This is a genomic window from Bacillus paramycoides (assembly GCF_001884235.1).
Classification (GTDB): domain Bacteria; phylum Bacillota; class Bacilli; order Bacillales; family Bacillaceae_G; genus Bacillus_A; species Bacillus_A paramycoides.
Genome location: NZ_MAOI01000020.1, coordinates 100,160 through 119,210, shown reverse-complemented (window position 1 = coordinate 119,210; position 19,051 = coordinate 100,160). Strand labels below are relative to the sequence as shown.

Here is a 19,051-nt window from a genome sequence, read left to right as displayed (position 1 = left end):
ATAGTGAAAAGTTAAGAAGCATATTATTTTTTTAGTTATCACTTGACTAGTAAAATGAAACGGAGGAATCACCGATGTATGAAATTAAAGGACATCATCACATTTCAATGATTACAAAGAACGCAAATGAAAATAATCATTTTTATAAAAACGTGCTTGGTTTACGTCGTGTGAAAATGACGGTAAACCAAGATGATCCGTCAATGTATCACTTATTTTACGGAGATAAAACAGGAAGCCCAGGTACGGAGCTATCGTTTTTTGAAATTCCTTTAGTAGGAAAAACATATCGCGGTACGAATGCGATTACTCGAATTGGATTACTCGTTCCTTCAGAGGACAGCCTGCATTACTGGAAAGAACGATTTGAGAAATTTGGTGTGAAACATAGTGAACTTACAACATATGCAAATCGTCCTGCTTTGAAATTTGAGGATTCTGAAGGTCTTCGTTTAGTACTAATCGTTTCAAACGGAGAAAAAGTGAAGCACTGGGAAACATGGGAGAAATCCGAAGTTCCGGCCGAACATCAAATTCAAGGAATGGGTTCTGTGGAAATGACGGTGCGTAGGCTTGATAAAATGGCGAGTACACTTACAGATATGTTTGGTTATACAGAGGTTAGCCGAAGTGACGAGGAAGCAATTTTTCAGTCTATTAAGGGAGAAGCCTTTGGAGAAATAGTTGTGAAATATTTGGATGGTCCTTCTGAAAAGCCGGGCCGCGGTAGCATTCACCATTTAGCAATTCGTGTGAAAAACGATACAGAGCTTGCCTATTGGGAGGAACAGGTGAAACAAAGAGGGTTTCATTCTTCAGGAATTATCGACCGTTTCTACTTTAAAAGCTTATATTTCCGTGAATCAAACGGAATCCTTTTTGAAATTGCGACAGATGGACCAGGATTTACAGTTGATGGAGATGTGGAACATTTAGGAGAAAAACTTGATTTACCGCCGTTCTTAGAGGATCAGCGAGCAGAAATTGAAGCAAATTTAGCTCCGGTTGAAGAGAAGTAATAGAAGAAAAAATACAACTTTAACATATAAATTAAAATTATTGGAGGAATATAAAATGAACCAATTAAAAGGGATACACCACGTTACAGCGATTACAAGTAGTGCAGAAAAGAACTATGAATTTTTCACTTACGTTTTAGGAATGCGTCTCGTTAAGAAAACGGTAAACCAAGATGATATTCAAACGTATCACTTATTCTTTGCAGATGATAAAGGTAGTGCAGGAACAGATATGACATTCTTTGACTTCCCAGGTGTTCCAAAAGGAGTACACGGTACAAATGAAATTTCAAAAACTTCGTTCCGCGTTCCAAGTGATGCAGCGCTAGCGTATTGGGTGAAACGTTTTGAACGTCTTGAAGTGGAACATACAGGAATTAAAGAGCAATTTGGTAAGAAAACTCTTTCTTTCGTTGATTTTGATGATCAACACTATCAATTAATCTCAGATGAATTTGATAAAGGTGTGGAATCAGGTACACCTTGGCAAGATGGACCAGTTCCATTGGAATATGCAATTACTGGTTTAGGACCTGTATTTATTCGTATCGCGAACTTTAGTTTCTTTAAAGAAGTGTTAGAAAAAGTTCTATTATTTAAAGAGATTGCTCAAGAGGGAGAATTCTATTTATTTGAAGTGAATGAAGGTGGAAACGGTGCCTCTGTTATTGTAGAACATAATACGGTTCTTCCTGAAGCACAACAAGGCTTTGGTACAGTGCACCATGCCGCATTCCGAGTAGAAGATCGTGCTGTATTAGAAGAATGGATTGAGAGAATAGGTAGCGTTGGACTCCCTTCATCTGGTTATGTAAATCGTCACTTCTTCGAGTCATTATACGCAAGAGTTGCACCACAAATTTTATTTGAATTTGCAACAGATGGCCCTGGTTTTATGGGAGATGAGCCATACGAAACACTTGGAGAAAAATTATCTTTACCTCCATTCCTAGAGCCAAAACGCGCAGAAATAGAAAAATTAGTTCGTCCAATTGATACAGTGAGAAGTACAAAGGAATTTATCAAAGAGTAAAGATGTACGATTTAGAATTTGATAACCCGATGTAACATTCATAAGTAGAAGAGCAAGTGGTTTTAGCTAATAGCTGGAATTGCTTGCTTTTTTATTTGCTTGAGAAATATTCTGACAAATGTTTCTCAAGTTTTTGAAAAAGAAATATTCGGTATAATTCATTTAAATCGTAATTTTCTGATAATTATTTTTCAATATATAGAAAAGGGGTGGTAGTATACAATTTGGATAATTGTATAAATATCCTAATTTTGTAAGCTGTGAGAAAAGGGGATGCGAAGGTATGGGAACAGATATAGTAACACGGGAGCAAATGAAACATTCTTTAGATGATTGGTATCGTGTAATGTTGCAGCAGCAAATAGAGAAAGCTACGGAAATAAAAGAAGAGATTGATAGTAAGATTAGTGGTTTGGAAGTGGATCAGGATGTATTACTTTATCGTGCGTTATTGAATTTCAGGTATGATGCATTAGTTGATTGGATTTCAATTAGAGAAGATAGTTTTGATAAAGTGGAATCTTTTGAAATTCCAGCAGAAGGCTTTCTAGCGTATTACTATCACTTTTTTAAAGGATTTCATTGCACGTTAATTTCAAATTATAACGAAGCGAAAGAACAGTATGAACAAGCTGAGAAGTTATTGAAATATATTGCAGATCCGATAGAACATGCGGAGTTTAATTACCGGATGGGGAATTTCTACTATCACTCCTATCAACAAATTAATGCGATTGATTATTTGAAAAAGGCAAAAGAAGATTTTACGAAGCAATCAGGATATGATATTAATTTCGCGTTATGTGAGAATATATTGGGTTTATGTTGTATAGACTTAAGACAATTTGAATTAGCTGAGGAAAATTTTAATACTGCATTAAATGTTTTCCAACAAGTGAATCATGAAAAGTATGTTTTAATGGTTAGAAATAATTTAGGGTGGCTATATGGCAGTCAGGATTTATCTGATTTAGCGATTAGACATCTAAGTGAAGTTACTCAAAAAATGCCTAGAAATTTTAAAGCAATTTTCACTGAAGCTGAGGAAAATTATAAATTAGGTAGAATAGAAACTGCTAATGAGCTAATAGAGTTAGGCTTAAGGATTTGTAACGAATTACAAAATAAAGAATTCCAATATCGTTTTATGATTTTAAAAGAACTTAATATTAAATCCAGTGCTAGTGACTTAGAGAAAGTAACTTTAGAAAGTATCTTATATTTTGAAGAACATTCTCTTTTAGAGTGCGTTAAGGAATATATGGAAATATTAGCTTGTAAGTTTTATCAGGAAGAAAATCATGAAAAAGCTAGTAAGTACTTTTTTGTTAGTAGTCAAGCTCAAAAGAGAATTTTAAAAAAGGGAGCGTTAAAATAAATGAAAAAGACTAGTTTGTTCATTACGGGTTTAGTAGTTACATTGTCAATTGGATTGAATTCCTTTGCTGGATCTCAAAATCAATATTTAAATAGAGGAGATACAGGCGGAGCGCCAGCAAGACCAGACTATGTTAGTTTTAATAAGGGGGATACAGGTGGAGCGCCAGCAAGACCAGATTATGCTGGTTTCAATAGAGGGGACACGGGTGGAGCACCAGCAAGACCAGACTACGTTAATATAGGAGAGACTGGCGGGGCTCCAGCAAACTTCAATAAAGGTGACGGCGGAGTAAGCCAACTATAATAAAAATAAAGAAAGGGACTTCAACATAGAAGTCCCTTTTTCTATTTTTAGGTCATGTAGAGAAAAGAATTGACTTACTTTAAATGCGTAACTATAATAGTTACAGAATGATGATAGTAATAGAAATAAGTCATATTTTTTTAATATAATTGTAACCGATATAGTTACAATTAAAAAGAAAACATAAAACAACCAAAAACTGTAAAAACTTTAAATAGCAGCTTGAGAAAGGAGACGGGAACTTTGAAACGGTTTAAGTTTTATATCATTAGCGGTATTGTTCTTGTTTTATTAGTAGTTTGTAACTTCGTTGATAAGTCGATTGCGAAGGTTGAAGAAGTGAAAGATACTGTGATGATGAAGATAAATACGAAAGAGAGTATGGCACAGATTGATGGACAGACGATCTATTTTAAGCAAATTGGCGTGGGGAAGCCGCCTTTACTTATGCTTCACGGGTTTGGTGGTTCTTCAGATGGGTTTAGTGATATTTATCCGGAACTTGTGAAGGATCATACGATTATTGCGGTTGATATTTTAGGGTTTGGGCGTTCTTCTAAGCCGATTGATTTTCAGTATTCGTTTCCTGCGCAAGTTAATTTATATTATAAGTTAATGAAGAAGCTTGGGTATGATCAGTTTGCGGTACTTGGTCATTCGATGGGGGGAGAGATGTCCCTTAATTTAGCATATTTATACCCAGATGCAGTTACGCATCTTATTTTAGCGGATTCTACAGGAATTGAATCTTTCCAGCAAAAAGAAGGTTATGAAATGCCGCAGTTATCAACAGACCTGCAAACTGTGACTGCGATTACGGATTATAATAAAAATGAAGTGAAAAATAGTCGAGATGATAAAAAGCATTATGATGAGCTTACGAAAATGAAAGAGCGCCGCATTGCGATGGAAGCAGATAAAATTAAGGTGCCAACTTTAATTTTATGGGGTAGGCACGATAAGAGTGTTTCTTGGGAAAATGGTGAACTGTACCATCAGTTATTTGCCAATAGTACGTTTCATATCATTGAAAAAGGATACCACGCACCGTTCCGTCAGGAGCCAATCGAGTTTATGGAATATGTACAAGCGTTCTTCGAGAAGAATCCACAATGAAAAATTTAAGCATAAATCTGCTTCTTTCCTCATACAGTGAAACTAATAAGGCTTGTCTAAGGAAAGGAATGAAATAGAGTGGAAACTTTACCATGGTGGATTTATCTTGTAATCATTGGGATTGTGTTGAGTGGCTACATGGTTTTATATACTTCGAAAAAAGAGCAAGAGATGGATAATGAGTTTATCGAAAAAGAAGGCGAAGTTTATATGAAGCGCTTAGAAGAAGAGCGCGAGAAACGCAATCAGGATAGTGATAAAGATTCGGTACTGCTTTAATAGAAAATGTTTGAAGAAGAGAAAAATATTTCTCTTCTTTTTTTATATGCTAGTGTGTTGGCTGCACGTTTTTTAAACTGCGAAAGCATCAAGGGTTTGCGGATTGTTAAGGCAGAAATCATTGTACCAATAGGCACAGGAACCATTTAAAGCCCAATTCATACGCTATGATAAAGGTTTTTTACTTAATAATCCGATGAAAGAGGAGCGTAATGATGAAAAAACGTACTGTTAATGAAACGGGAGGGAATATACCACAACCAATTCGCAGCGATGGAGCTGGTGCGATAGATTCTGGGCCACGTAATATTATGCGGGATATTCAAAATCCGAATATGCTCGTTCCACCTATTACAGATGCTGGCTTGGTTCCTAACTTGAAATTTTCATTCTCAGACACTTCTATGATTTTAAAACAAGGTGGGTGGTCTCGGGAGATTACTGTTAGAGAACTTCCGGTTTCGACTACAATTGCTGGTGTAAATATGAGTCTAACGGCCGGAGGAGTACGTGAGCTTCATTGGCATAAAGAGGCAGAATGGGCGTATATGCTTTTAGGACGGGCACGAATAACTGCCGTTGACCAAGATGGACGAAACTTCATTGCTGACGTTGGTCCAGGAGACCTTTGGTATTTCCCACCTGGTATCCCGCATTCCATTCAAGGGCTGGAACATTGCGAATTCCTGCTCGTCTTCGATGATGGGCACTTTTCTGATCTTTCTACTTTAGCTATTTCCGACTGGTTTGCGCATACGCCAAAAGAGGTTCTATCGGCTAACTTCGGAGTACCAGAGAGTGCTTTTAACTCTATTCCCTCAGAGCAGGTTTATATTTATCAAGGAGAGGTACCGGGTTCGCTTGAAAGTCAGGAAGTCCAGTCACCAGACGGAACAGTTCCTTTAACCTTCAAGCACGAACTGTTAAAACAAACACCTATTAAGACCCCTGGTGGTAGCGTGCGAATTGTAGATTCTACTAATTTTCCAATTTCAAAAACAATCGCAGCGGCGCTCGTTGAAATTGAGCCTGGTGGAATGAGGGAACTTCATTGGCATCCTAACAATGATGAGTGGCAATATTATCTTACTGGACAGGGAAGAATGACGGTGTTTCTTGGGAATGGTGTAGCTCGTACATTTGATTATAGAGCTGGTGATGTCGGATATGTACCTTTTGCTACTGGACATTATATTCAAAACACTGGTACCGAAACATTATGGTTTTTAGAGATGTTCAAAAGTAACCGCTTTGAAGATGTATCGTTAAACCAATGGATGGCATTGACTCCTGCAGAAATAGTTAAAAGTAATTTACATGTTGGATCAGAGCTGATGGATTCCTTGCGTAAGGAGAAATGGCCTGTTGTGAAGTATCCGGGGTTTTCATATAATCCGAAATCGGATGGATAAAAATGGAGATGTGCGCTATTCTTTCTATAGAGATATAGGAAGGGATGGCGTTTTTGTTTGTATGAGTAAATTGAAAGAAATTCCCTACACTAGCTGTTCTTTTCACGCAAATTGTGTACTATAAAGGATAGGATGCCATAAAGAAGGGGACAGTTAGAATGGAATTTCATGAACAGAAGATTTTGCCGGCAGTGAGGCAAATTAAAGATTTGGAAAAGTTATTACATAGTTCGTATGAGTATATCGTTATTTTAGATATTCATGTCGGTCAATTAAAGAGTGTTGTGTCACTTGCGAAGCAATATTGTAAAAAGGTGTTTTTACATGTGGATTTAATTCATGGCCTGCAGAGTGATGGGCATGCGACGGAGTATTTATGCCAGGAGTTTAGACCGTACGGATTACTTTCGACAAAGGCGAGCGTTATTATGAAGGCGAAGCAAAAGGGTGTTGTGGCAATTCAGCGTATCTTTTTAATTGATTCTAGTGCGATGGAGAAAAGTTGCAATCTTTTAGAAAAGACGAAGCCTGATTATATTGAGGTGCTCCCTGGAGCGTTAACGGATGTCATCGCTGAAATGAAAGAGCGTACTGGTGTCCCGATTTTAGCGGGTGGTTTCATTCGTACAGTTGATGATGTGGAGAAAGCTTTAAATGCTGGTGCGACAGCAATTACGACGTCAAAACGCGAGCTATGGAAATATTACCAAAAAAAGTGACGGAAATGTGAAATAATTATGTTGACACCGCTTTCATTAACGGTTAACATTATAGACAAGTTAATAAACGTGACGGAGAAAAGAAGAGATCCACATTTTATTGTTTCTATATATTGTATATAGAAGCATGTAAGCTGTGGATCTTTTTCTTTTGAAAAAAACGAATGGCCATTCATTTTACCTCTATCACATTTAAAAGCGTTTAAATTGATTGTGGAGGGATTTTATGTCAGCATTTTTAGGGGAATTAATAGGGACAGCGTTGTTAATCGTACTTGGTGGCGGCGTTTGTGCTGGTGTAAGTTTAAAGAAGTCGTTTGCGAAAGATTCTGGTTGGATTGTAATTACAATGGGTTGGGGTCTAGCGGTTGCTGTCGCAGCGTATGCGGTTGGATCAATTAGTGGGGCACATTTGAATCCAGCTTTAACGATAGGACTTGCTTTTAAGGGAGCGTTCCCATGGAGTGATGTACCTATGTATATCGCAGCACAAATGATTGGGGCAATTATTGGGGCAGTTATCGTATATTTACATTACTTACCTCATTGGAAAGAAACAGAAGATCCAGGAACAAAGTTAGGTGTATTTGCAACAGGTCCAGCAATTCCGAACACATTTGCAAACCTTTTAAGTGAAATGATTGGAACATTCGTTTTAGTATTTGGTATATTAGCAATTGGAGCAAATAAATTTGCAGATGGATTAAATCCATTTATCGTAGGTTTCTTAATTGTAAGTATTGGTTTATCATTAGGTGGAACAACAGGATACGCAATCAACCCGGCTCGTGATTTAGGTCCGCGTATTGCACACTTCTTCCTTCCGATTGCAGGAAAAGGCGGTTCAAACTGGAAGTATGCATGGATTCCAGTAGTAGGTCCAATTTTAGGTGGATCACTTGCAGGTTTATTCCATCAAGTTGTATTTGAAGGGAAACAAAATTCAGCACTTATTTATGTGATTATTGTAACTGTGATTGTACTAGCAATCTCTTATATGACAAGTAAAAAAAGCGGAAGTAACACAAATAGTAGAAAAGTAGCATAAGGGGGAAACCGATATGAAAAAATATATTCTTTCATTAGACCAAGGAACAACAAGTTCACGCGCAATTCTTTTCAATAAAAAAGGTGAAATTGTTCATTCAGCTCAAAAAGAGTTTACACAACATTTTCCAAAGCCAGGTTGGGTAGAGCATAACGCGCAAGAAATTTGGGGATCTATTTTAGCGGTTATCGCAACTTGCTTAAGTGAAGCGGATGTAAAACCAGAACAAATCGCTGGTATCGGTATTACGAACCAACGTGAAACAGCGGTTGTATGGGATAAAATAACAGGAAAACCAGTTTATAACGCAATCGTATGGCAATCTCGTCAAACAGTTGGAATTTGTGATGATTTAAAAGAAAAAGGTTATAGCGATATGGTTCGCGAAAAAACAGGTCTTTTAATTGACGCATACTTCTCTGGTACGAAAGTAAAATGGATTTTAGATAACGTTGAAGGTGCAAGAGAAAAAGCGGAAAACGGCGATCTATTATTCGGAACAATTGATACGTGGCTTGTATGGAAATTATCTGGTGGTAAAGCGCACGTAACAGATTACTCAAATGCATCACGTACATTAATGTTTAACATTCATGATTTACAGTGGGATGATGAGCTTCTAGATATGTTAACAGTTCCAAAGAGCATGCTTCCAGAAGTACGTCCATCATCTGAAATTTATGGCGAAACAATTGACTATCACTTCTTCGGTCAAAATGTACCGATTGCAGGTGTGGCTGGTGACCAGCAAGCAGCATTATTTGGACAAGCTTGTTTCGGTGAAGGTATGGCGAAAAATACTTACGGAACTGGTTGCTTCATGTTAATGAACACAGGTGAAAAAGCAGTAGCTTCTGAGCATGGCTTATTAACAACAATTGCATGGGGAATAGATGGTAAAGTAAACTACGCATTAGAAGGAAGTATTTTCGTAGCAGGTTCTGCAATTCAATGGCTACGTGACGGAATGCGCATGTTTAAAGATGCAAGTGAGAGTGAAGAGTATGCTTCACGCGTTGAATCAACTGAAGGTGTATACGTTGTACCAGCATTCGTAGGATTAGGTACACCGTACTGGGATAGTGAAGTACGCGGCGCTATGTTTGGTGTAACGCGCGGTACGACGAAAGAGCATTTCATTCGTGCAACGCTAGAATCTTTAGCATACCAAACGAAAGATGTATTATGCGCAATGGAAGCAGATTCAGGTATTGAACTGAACACATTACGCGTTGATGGCGGAGCAGTTAAGAATAACTTCTTAATGAAGTTCCAAAGTGATATATTAGACGTTCCTGTAGAGCGTCCAGTAATCAATGAAACAACAGCTTTAGGTGCAGCATACTTAGCTGGTCTTGCGGTTGGATATTGGAAAAACCAAGATGAAATTAAAGCGCAGTGGCATATGGACAAACGCTTTGAACCAACGATGGAAGCGGAAACAAGCGAAGAGCTATATGCTGGATGGAAAAAAGCAATTGAAGCAACAAAAGCTTTCAAATAATCATAAACAGTGTTATAATGGTGACAAGTTAATAATTCGGTAGGAGATTTGGAGAGACCACAACGCGCTATAGAGGCGAAATCTATAGCGGAGTTTGTGGTCTCTTTTTTCGTTATCAAAGGGAGGAATTACCATGAAATTTTCAAGTAAACAACGTAAAGACGTATTAAACGGAGTAAATAAACAAGAGTTAGATGTGATCGTAATTGGTGGAGGTATTACTGGTTCTGGTATTGCATTAGATGGAGCAACACGCGGGTTATCAACGATTGTGTTTGAAATGCAGGACTTTGCAGCAGGTACATCAAGTCGTTCAACGAAACTTGTACACGGCGGTTTACGTTATTTAAAACAACTTGAAGTGAAAATGGTAGCAGAGGTGGGGAAAGAGCGTGCGATCGTATATGAGAACGGTCCCCATGTAACAACACCAGAGTGGATGTTACTTCCGTTCCATACAGGTGGCACGTTCGGATCATTCAGTACTTCAATTGGTCTTCGTGTATACGACTTCTTAGCAGGTGTAAAACGAAGCGAGCGCAGAAAGATGTTTAACCGTGAAGAAACGCTGAACAAAGAACCTCTTGTAAAACAAGAAGGATTAAAAGGCGGCGGTTACTACGTAGAATATCGTACAGACGATGCGCGTCTTACAATTGAAGTAATGAAAGAAGCGATTGAGCGTGGCGCAAAAGCTGTAAACTACGCAAAAGTAGACAGTTTCTTATATAAAGATGGAAAAGTATGTGGTGTTCGTGTAATCGATTTACTAGACGGAGAAGTGTACGAAGTTTACGGTAAGAAAATTGTAAACGCAGCTGGTCCTTGGGTAGATACACTTCGTGAAAAAGATAACTCGAAAAAAGGAAAAGTACTTCAGTTATCAAAAGGTGTTCACTTAGTAATTGACCAAAAACGTTTCCCGTTAGGGCAAGCAATTTACTTCGATACACCAGATAAACGTATGGTGTTCGCGATTCCTCGCGGAGGAAAAACATACGTAGGTACAACAGATACGTTCTATGATAAAGATGCAGCTGTACCACAAATGACAACAGAGGATCGCACATATATCATTAATGCGATTAATTACATGTTCCCAAGCGTGAAAATTACGGAAAAAGACATCGAGTCAAGCTGGGCTGGTGTACGTCCATTAATTTATGAAGAAGGTAAGAGTGCATCTGAAATTTCTCGTAAAGATGAAATTTGGACTTCTGAATCTGGTTTAATTACAATCGCAGGTGGTAAATTAACAGGATACCGTAAAATGGCTGAAATGGTAGTAGACTACGTAACGAATCTATTACAAAAAGAAGGACATAGCGCATATCCGAAGAGCGATACGAAACATATGCCAATCTCTGGTGGTCATGTAAGTGGTTCACACGGATTCCCAGCATTTATCGCGAAAAAAGCAGGCGAAGGTACGAAATACGGTTTAACGACAGCTCAAGCTGAAGAGTTCGCGAAATTCTATGGCTCTAACGTTGACGTACTATTCGACTTAGCGAAAAAACATAAAGACGAAGCGAAAGAATACAACATGCCGTTAGACGTTCTAATCCCGCTTGTATACGCGATGGATTACGAAATGACAGCGAAACCAGTTGACTTCTTCGTACGCCGCAGAGGTGCTGTATTCTTCAACATTCACTGGGTATACGAGTGGAAAGAAGCAGTAATCAACTACATGGCTGCGAAACTAGGCTGGAGTAAAGAAGAGCAAATGAAATACACAGCAGAACTAGAAAAAGCATTAACAGACGCTGTAATTCCTGTCGATCAACAAGAGCAGGCAGCTGCGTTAGCATAAAATAGAGAAACACCTGAAGGAGAGCCCTTCAGGTGTTTTTTATCTTGACTACAAATAAATATAATGTGTTACAATGATGATAGAGTATTTAGTATGAATTTTGCATAAAATAAAGAAGACAGAAGCCTGAGAAACTTCTGCCTTGTGTAACCTAACTTGCTATTGTGGTGGTAGTAGGTGCGGTTATGAGACAATTACATTAACGTTTTAGCCGAGAACCGCCCTTACCTTTTCCACGAAGCAGGGTGGTTCTCGCTTTTTTGTATACAGAAATTAGCCACGGACCGACGTATCTTCTACCGATGACAACGCCAGCTCCGGTTAGGATACCATACACTAATTTGACTATAAACATCGCGATCATTATATCACCTCCCCCTTTTTTCGAAATGGAAGAGATGATTACCACACCTACTAGTTATAGCGTTATTAAGTTACTTTTTAATTGTATTATTTTTCAGAATAGGGGACAAGACATACGTATAAAAATAAATGGCTCATTAGTGTGTAAAGTGCAGGGGGCAATGAGTAAGTCCAATTAAATGAACGTCGGTAAAATAAATGATTTACTCTCGGTAAAGAAAAATTAAGGTTTCAAAAAACGGTATGGACATTGCCAGCCGTATTTTTTTATGAATTTATAAAACTTTTCCATGGAGTGCGTCGTCTAATAAATGGGAAGGAGGAAATGATGTGGATGAATTAACGGTAGAAGCGTTTGAAATAGAAGATAAGGATGACCTTATCGATGAAATAATGAACAAGTATGGTCAGGAGATCCTACAGCTTGTGTATTCATATGTGAATAATAAAGAGGTCGCTGAAGACTTAACGCAAGATATATTTGTGAAATGCTATAAATCTCTTCATACATACAAAGGGAAATCAAATGTAAAAACATGGTTGTGGAGAATTGCCATTAATCATTGTAAAGACTATATAAAAAGTTGGTATAACAAAAAGGTAATCGTTACAGAGGATGAATTTACGTATATTGGGAGTCAAAAAGAAAGTGTTGAACAAACTGTTATTCAAAATGCAGAAGACCGTAGGTTGGCTTCTGCAGTAATGAATTTACCGATAAAATATCGAGAAGTCATTTACCTATTTTATTATGAAGAATTATCAATTAAAGATATTGCTATTGTAATAGAAGTGAAGGAAAACACGATAAAAACAAGACTGAAAAAAGCTAAGGAACTATTGAAGAAAGGATTGGAGGAATAATCAAATGGAAGAGCGATTAAAAGGCCTACGAAAATCAATGGAGAATACAACTTTTAAACATTTGAGTTTTTCTGATCAGCATCGGAAGCAGGTGCGTGAAAAAATCAATCAATCACAAGAAAATGAAGAAGACATCTCTTTAGCGGTTTTACAACTTCTCAGTAATGAAAAAACAGGGTACGAACTGGCAGGGCTATTGCGGGGGAGAGGAATTCAAAAATTCGAAGGAAATGAAGGGTTTTTATATACCGTATTACATCGTCTAGAACAGAATCGTTTTATCCAATCGAGTTGGGATCATTCAGGAGCTAAATATTATCAATTAAATGATAAGGGAAGAAAGATGCTACGAAAGGCAGAAAAAAATTCTACAAAGGCACGATTTATATTAAAAGGCTTAGTACAGGAGTGAGAAAAAGTTGAACAAAAAAGGGGAGCATTTTTTAAAAGAAGTTACCACTCATATTAAATCAAAAGAAGCGAAGAGCTTCGTGGCAACAGAACTAGATTTTCACTTAAAACAGGCGAAGAACACGTGGATAGAGAGAGGATTAAGTGAGGAAGTTGCTGAAGACAAAGCTGTTGAACAAATGGGAAGTCCAATTAAACTTGGTCAAGAACTTAACAAACTTCATAAGCCAAAGGTTGATTGGTTTCTAATTATTTTGTTAGTGACTGCTATGGGGCTAGGCTTTTTGCCAGTTCTCGCTTTTGGATATACGAATGATGTAATAATGAATAAGGTGATATTTGCTATTCTTGGTGTTGTAACAGCTTTTGGGATGATGCTAATTGATTATCGGAAATTAGAGAGAATGGGATGGTTGTTTTACACAATCGGAGTACTTATCCTTTTAATTTTATACTGTTTTCCAAACGCTTCGTTGACTGGAGAGCCGTTAATGAAAATTGGTCCCATTGCAATTGACTGTTTAATGGCAGTGCCGTTCTTTTTTCTAGCCTGGGCTTCTTTTTTCAATAATAGTAGGTTAAAGGTTATGCATCTTGTGGTTTTGTATTTATTTTCTTTGTATTTATTTTTAATTGTATCAACTCTTTCGTCAATTTTTATCTATATCACGATGGTATTCATTATGCTGTGGTGGAGTAAGTTAGGGAAGAAGAAGGCATTGATTATTACAATTGTACCAATTTGTTTATTTATTATCAGGGTATCCTTATCCTGGTCCTCAGGATACCACTTGGATAGATTTCTAGGGTATTTAAATCCAGAGCGTGATGCAGGTGGCGCAGGGTTTATGTATATACGTTTAAAAGAGGTAATGTCGTCAGCAGGTTGGTTTGGTACATATGGAGATATAAAGTTTATCCCTGCTTCAGATACTGATTTTGTATTTGCAAGTTTGACTTACTATTATGGGTATTTCCTTGCACTGATCCTTGTTTTCATTCTTTCTCTTTTTGTAGCAAGATTAATAGTCATATCTTATAAAATAAATGATCGGTACGGTAAATTGCTTCTCGTTGGAGGAATGACTCTTTTTGTCGTCCAGTTCGTTTATAATGTGGGCATGATTTTAGGTTTATTACCGATTACTGCTATATCTTTACCTTTTATTAGCTACGGATTAACGCCGACTGTATTTCATGCGCTTTTAATGGGGATCGTGTTAAGTGTATATCGACGTAAAGATATGTCGTTTAGAATGAAAAAGACACCTTGATGATTATCAAGGTGTTTTCGTTATAAGTTGTATGTAAAAGAATTCACTATTATGATCAATTACAAACGTAAATAATAGATGGTACGTAGAGGGTTATGAAAAATAACCCTTTTGTTGTGTTTAAATAAGTGAACTTGCTTTAATAGAAGTACATAATTCAGAACGAGAAAGTGTTTCGGCTAATTGTTGTAAATATAAGTGTTCTTCCGCATCTTTTTCGGAAGTGTTAGGATCCAATGAATGAGAAGAAAGAAGTACATCAATTGTAAGTACATCTGAATCATGAGGAGAGATGTTATAACCTGCAAATACAGGGCGTTTTAAGTCCTTTACTTTTTGAATCATCTTATGGAATTTCGTAACACTTATATTGATTTTGGCTAATGGAAAGCATTTTTCGGTAGGATTATCGACGGTCTTTCTAATTTTATAATCGTATACGTAATAGTACCTTTCTTGTTCTTCTAGTTCTTGTAATTCTTTCGTTAATAAGTGGTATTTGTCTGTAAGTCCAGTTGTGAGTGCATCGTTTTCTTCTCCAACTAATAAGGTGAAAGGTCTTGGTGATGAGATTGAAATGGTGCGGACGTTTAGTTCGGTAAAAGTGGGATTAGACTGTAAAATGGTATGTAATTTTTCGATAGGAAACTCACCGTCATAAATAGCAATGAAATATTGGTTCATCTTTTCACTCCTTAATTTTTTCTAAAATTATATATTCTACTTTAAAGGTGTAAGTCCTGCGTAAAAAGACACCTTGAATCATCAAGGTGTCTTAGTTATAAGCTCAAAGCTCTCTGAATCAGCCCCCATTACAAAAGGACTAACCTCACCAACGCTATAAAGCTGCAATTCATGCATCGCGCGCGTACAAGCAGTGTAAAACAATCTACGAACGCTCTCATCGCTATATACTTCATTATTTGCATTGTAAATAATGACAGCGTCAAATTCGATACCTTTCGCTAAGTAAGCAGGTATGATGACGATACCTTGTTCGTACTCAGCTGAGTTACTTTTCACGAGTTTAATATTCTCGATATGGCTGAGTGCTTCGTACGCAGCGGCGCTTTCAGCTGCGGATTTACATATAATTGCGATCGTATTGTGCTTTTGTTTTTGTAATTCAGCGACTTTGGAAGTGATATGGTCATGCAGTTCGCTGTAATCAGAAACCTTAGTCAATGTAGGTTTCTCGCCGCCTCGTTCAAAGGCGTTAATATTCTTGCCTTCCGGTACGAGATCACGTGTAAATTCAATGATCGGTTTTGTTGAGCGATAGCTACGAGTTAAGTTGATACCGTATGTTTCATCAGGTCCATATAAGCTAGTGAGTGTATGGAAATCAACTGTTTCACTAGCGTGAGCGAATATCGCTTGGTTAAAGTCTCCGAGTACCGTCATTTTTGCGGCAGGGAAGAGACGTTTTAAAAACTCGAACTGAAACGGAGAATAATCTTGTGCTTCATCTACGAGTATATGTTTAATTGATCTGTTTGTTTGGAACCCTTCAATTAATTCTTTTAAAAGTAAAAATGGAGTAGCATCCTCGTAATATAGTTTTCCTTCATCTAACATGTTCACCGTTAGAGAGCAAATGTCGTCCCATTCTTTAGGTTTTTCTCCAGTAACCCATGATGCATCTGTGAAGAGTTGTTTATATATTCCTGTGAAATTGATGAAGCGTAGCGTTTGAACACCTTTACGCAACGGCTTCAATTTTTTACGGACAATCATACGTCCGAGTACTTTCGTTTCTTTCTCATAATCAGTAAAGGAGTTTTCGTCAAACTCACCTTTTTTCTGTAAATACTTATAAGCTTTTTGATATTCATCTTTACTAAGTAATTCAATTTCTTCTTCTACCCAAGGTTTTTTCAGTTCTGTTTTTTCAATTTCATCTATTTGTTTATTTAGCCACTCCGTTAACTTTTCAATTCTATTATGGAAGCGGAGGGAGGTATCAGTATTATAAAATTGTTCTGCAATTTGTTTAGCAGAGACAATTGGTTTTCCTCTAAATTTCATTCCTTTAAATAACATACCGGACGTTTCGAGAGATTGTCTGTACGTTTGAATTGTCTCGAAAAAGTGAGTTGATGCTTTAAATCGAATGCTTGCATTTCTAGTTTTATAGATAGAGCTATTCGTTTCAGTGAGCATATATTCTAATTGCTCATAAGGATCTTCAACGTCAAATGACTTACTTAGTCTGTGGTTTAAGTACTCTTGGAATGTAACTTGCTGCATATTTTCTTCACCGAGTTCTGGCAATACGTTAGATACGTAGCTATTGAACATGGAGTTAGGGGAGAAGAGAATGATTTGATCAGCTTTTAGCCATTCGCGATATTTATATAGTAAGTAGGCGATTCGCTGTAAGGCAGCCGATGTTTTACCACTACCAGCAGCTCCTTGAACGATAAGTAGTCGCCCTTCGTCGTGACGGATAATTTCATTTTGCTCGCGCTGGATAGTAGCAACTATACTTTGCATATGTTTGTTTGTACCTTTTCCGAGCGCTTGTTGTAAAATTTCATCTCCAATCGTTAAGCTCGTATCGAACATTGAATCGATAACGCCGCCTTGAATAATATATTGTAATTTCTTCTCCACATTGCCGCGGATTACGCCTCCTGGTGTACTGTACTCGGCAGGGCCTGGTGGATAATCGTAGTAGACACTTGAAATAGGTGCGCGCCAATCGTATATAAGAAAATTTTCTCCGCTTGCATCAGTAAGGGTAGCGACGCCGATATAAATTTGCTCTGCGCCTGTTTCTCCTTCTTCTTTGAAATCAATTCGCCCGAAGTAAGGTGCTTTATGCATACGTCGTAGCGCGGCAAGTCGGTTGAAGGTATGTTTATGGGTGATTTGTGTTACGGCTAGTGACTGAGCTTGTTGTCTTAAGTTGATAACTGTTTCGAGATAATCGTCAAAAGTATCAGTGTTAACTTTCACATCATCCCAGAAGTGTTTACGGATGTTGATTACTTCTGCTCGGCGTCTGCCAGTTTCGTTTTCAAGTTTATCAATTTGCTCCGTAATAGTTTCTATTACGCTATCCAATCGTTTTTGCTCTTGATCTAATTTTTTGTTCATACGTAAGCACTCCTTTAAAAGTGAAAAATAGAGGTTGACTGAAGATATTTTTTGGTATACAATTAAGATACGGATAAATACATTCTTTTATTTTTAATGAATGCGTTTCTGTACTAATTTACCATAGTTTTTTAATTTAATCAATGATAATGAGATAAACCTTGGTTCCGTATGTGATGGAATCGAGGTTTTTTGTTTTTTAAGAGGGGATTGTAATCATATATTCGAAAAATCGCCGGTATAATTTCAGTTACCGCAAAGGTAATACAAAAAAGCTCGGGCTTAGCCCGAGCTTTTCATTATTTCTTTTCGTCTTTTTTAGCGTCAGCTTTTGGTTCTTCGAAAAGATTTTTTAAATCTTTATCGTCAACTTTTACGTCAGCAGATTTGATTTCTTTCATCATAAGATCGTTCATAAATTGTCCATCTTGCATTTTCTTCTGAACAAGATCTTTTTTGATGTCGCCTTTTACTTCATCAAATGGTTTTTGTTCTTTAATGTCTGTTACTTTAATGATATGGTAACCGAATTGTGATTTTACAGGTTCGCTGATTTCATCTTTCTTCAGCTTATAAGCAGCATCTTCGAATTCTTTAACCATTTTACCAGCTGTAAAGTAGCCAAGGTCTCCGCCTTTTTCTTTTGAACCAGTATCTTCAGAGTATTGTTTCGCTAACTCTTCGAAAGATTTACCTTGTGCAAGCTCGTCTTTAACCTTTTTCGCAGTAGCTTCATCTTTTACAAGAATGTGGCTTGCTTTAATTTCAGGCTTGTAGTTGTCTTTTACTTCTTTATCAGTGATTGTTTTTTCAACAGCTTTTTCTTGAGCTAATGAAGCACGAACACCGCTTTTTAAAGTTTCTTCTTTAATACCTTGTTGTTTTAATAGTGTATCGAATTGATCACCGTATTGTTTTTTCATTTCATCGTACTTTTTATCTACTTCTTTGTCGTCAACTTTGTAGTTTTTAATAAGTACTTTTTCCATAACCATGTTATTTAGTACTTGTTTACCAGCTTGTGTCTTCATTTGATTGTAAAACTCTTCTTTAGTGATGTCACCAGCTTTAGATGTAACAATTTTGTCTGATGATGATGTTCCACATGCTGATAATGCGATTACACTTGTTGCGGCTAAGGCAAGCATAGCTTTCTTCATTCAATAAACACTCCTACTATTATGTATTTTTAATTTATCCCGCACTAATGAAGAAACGCCTTATGATAGGTTATGTTCGTTCATAAGAGCCCGATTAAGTCTCACTGATGTCTTTGCTTTTTAATATGTAAAAGCACGCTTAACAGGGCTTACCGAGGCTTGGAGATAAAGTTTAGATGCGTGTCGTTTATTTCATAGTATAAGCAATATGTACAAAATTTAATATATCATATTTCGACTTGTTTTC

General features: G+C 37.2%; 18 protein-coding genes. 14 read left to right on the top strand and 4 right to left on the bottom strand.

Annotation, left to right across the window (positions count from 1 at the left end):
- Positions 1-74 precede the first annotated feature (74 nt).
- The 11 genes from BAU28_RS03235 to glpD all read left to right on the top strand — a co-directional run bounded on the left by BAU28_RS03235 (position 75) and on the right by glpD (position 11,630).
- Positions 75-1,019 (top strand): ring-cleaving dioxygenase, encoded by a 945-nt coding sequence (locus tag BAU28_RS03235; protein ID WP_025149456.1) that lies wholly within the window; start codon positions 75-77, stop codon positions 1,017-1,019.
- 55 nt (positions 1,020-1,074) lie between these two features.
- Complete coding sequence (locus tag BAU28_RS03230; protein WP_071717721.1) at positions 1,075-2,052, top strand: ring-cleaving dioxygenase; 978 nt, start codon at positions 1,075-1,077, stop codon at positions 2,050-2,052.
- Between the two features lie 283 nt (positions 2,053-2,335).
- A complete protein-coding gene (locus BAU28_RS03225) occupies positions 2,336-3,430 on the top strand; it encodes a response regulator aspartate phosphatase (RefSeq protein WP_071717720.1) in 1,095 nt (364 codons plus the stop codon).
- Positions 3,431-3,736, top strand: coding sequence for a hypothetical protein (locus BAU28_RS03220; protein WP_071717719.1), 306 nt, complete (start codon positions 3,431-3,433; stop codon positions 3,734-3,736).
- A 243-nt stretch (positions 3,737-3,979) separates the two neighbouring features.
- Positions 3,980-4,852: an alpha/beta fold hydrolase gene (locus BAU28_RS03215; protein WP_071717718.1), complete on the top strand. Its 873-nt coding sequence runs from the start codon at positions 3,980-3,982 to the stop codon at positions 4,850-4,852.
- A gap of 78 nt (positions 4,853-4,930) precedes the next feature.
- A complete protein-coding gene (locus tag BAU28_RS03210) occupies positions 4,931-5,131 on the top strand; it encodes a sporulation YhaL family protein (RefSeq protein WP_002170693.1) in 201 nt (66 codons plus the stop codon).
- Positions 5,132-5,346: 215 nt separating this feature from the next.
- A complete protein-coding gene (locus BAU28_RS03205; protein WP_071717741.1) occupies positions 5,347-6,543 on the top strand; it encodes an oxalate decarboxylase family bicupin in 1,197 nt (398 codons plus the stop codon).
- Between the two features lie 158 nt (positions 6,544-6,701).
- Entirely contained in the window at positions 6,702-7,262 is a 561-nt protein-coding gene (gene glpP, locus BAU28_RS03200; protein ID WP_071717717.1) for a glycerol uptake operon antiterminator GlpP, read from the top strand.
- Between the two features lie 226 nt (positions 7,263-7,488).
- On the top strand, positions 7,489-8,310 hold the full coding sequence (gene glpF / locus BAU28_RS03195) for a glycerol uptake facilitator protein GlpF (protein WP_071717716.1): 822 nt from the start codon (positions 7,489-7,491) through the stop codon (positions 8,308-8,310).
- A 13-nt stretch (positions 8,311-8,323) separates the two neighbouring features.
- Complete coding sequence (gene glpK / locus BAU28_RS03190) at positions 8,324-9,814, top strand: glycerol kinase GlpK (RefSeq protein WP_071717715.1); 1,491 nt, start codon at positions 8,324-8,326, stop codon at positions 9,812-9,814.
- Positions 9,815-9,947: 133 nt separating this feature from the next.
- Positions 9,948-11,630, top strand: a complete 1,683-nt coding sequence (gene glpD / locus BAU28_RS03185; RefSeq protein WP_071717714.1) for an aerobic glycerol-3-phosphate dehydrogenase — start codon at positions 9,948-9,950, stop codon at positions 11,628-11,630.
- A gap of 199 nt (positions 11,631-11,829) precedes the next feature.
- Here the strand turns inward: glpD and BAU28_RS30315 are convergent, their stop codons facing one another.
- The gene (locus BAU28_RS30315) at positions 11,830-11,985 is read right to left on the bottom strand and encodes a hypothetical protein (protein ID WP_165615144.1); all 156 of its coding nucleotides are present in this window, start codon (positions 11,983-11,985) and stop codon (positions 11,830-11,832) included.
- 338 nt (positions 11,986-12,323) lie between these two features.
- Between BAU28_RS30315 and BAU28_RS03180 the strand changes: the two genes are divergently transcribed.
- The 3 genes from BAU28_RS03180 to BAU28_RS03170 are packed head-to-tail and all read left to right on the top strand — an operon-like array spanning position 12,324 to position 14,542.
- The gene (locus tag BAU28_RS03180) at positions 12,324-12,857 is read left to right on the top strand and encodes a sigma-70 family RNA polymerase sigma factor (RefSeq protein ID WP_071717713.1); all 534 of its coding nucleotides are present in this window, start codon (positions 12,324-12,326) and stop codon (positions 12,855-12,857) included.
- Between the two features lie 4 nt (positions 12,858-12,861).
- Complete coding sequence (locus BAU28_RS03175) at positions 12,862-13,269, top strand: PadR family transcriptional regulator (protein ID WP_071717712.1); 408 nt, start codon at positions 12,862-12,864, stop codon at positions 13,267-13,269.
- A gap of 7 nt (positions 13,270-13,276) precedes the next feature.
- Positions 13,277-14,542 carry an FtsW/RodA/SpoVE family cell cycle protein gene (locus BAU28_RS03170; protein WP_071717711.1) on the top strand — a complete coding sequence of 422 codons (1,266 nt, stop codon included), beginning with the start codon at positions 13,277-13,279 and terminating at the stop codon, positions 14,540-14,542.
- A 120-nt stretch (positions 14,543-14,662) separates the two neighbouring features.
- On the opposite strand, the gene BAU28_RS03165 is transcribed toward BAU28_RS03170, so the two are convergent.
- The 3 genes from BAU28_RS03165 to prsA form a co-directional block, all read right to left on the bottom strand.
- Positions 14,663-15,226, bottom strand: coding sequence for a hypothetical protein (locus BAU28_RS03165; protein ID WP_071717710.1), 564 nt, complete (start codon positions 15,224-15,226; stop codon positions 14,663-14,665).
- Between the two features lie 81 nt (positions 15,227-15,307).
- Positions 15,308-17,644 carry an RNA polymerase recycling motor HelD gene (gene helD / locus BAU28_RS03160; RefSeq protein WP_071717709.1) on the bottom strand — a complete coding sequence of 779 codons (2,337 nt, stop codon included), beginning with the start codon at positions 17,642-17,644 and terminating at the stop codon, positions 15,308-15,310.
- Between the two features lie 299 nt (positions 17,645-17,943).
- A complete protein-coding gene (prsA, locus tag BAU28_RS03155) occupies positions 17,944-18,804 on the bottom strand; it encodes a peptidylprolyl isomerase PrsA (RefSeq protein WP_025149444.1) in 861 nt (286 codons plus the stop codon).
- Positions 18,805-19,051: the final 247 nt, after the last annotated feature.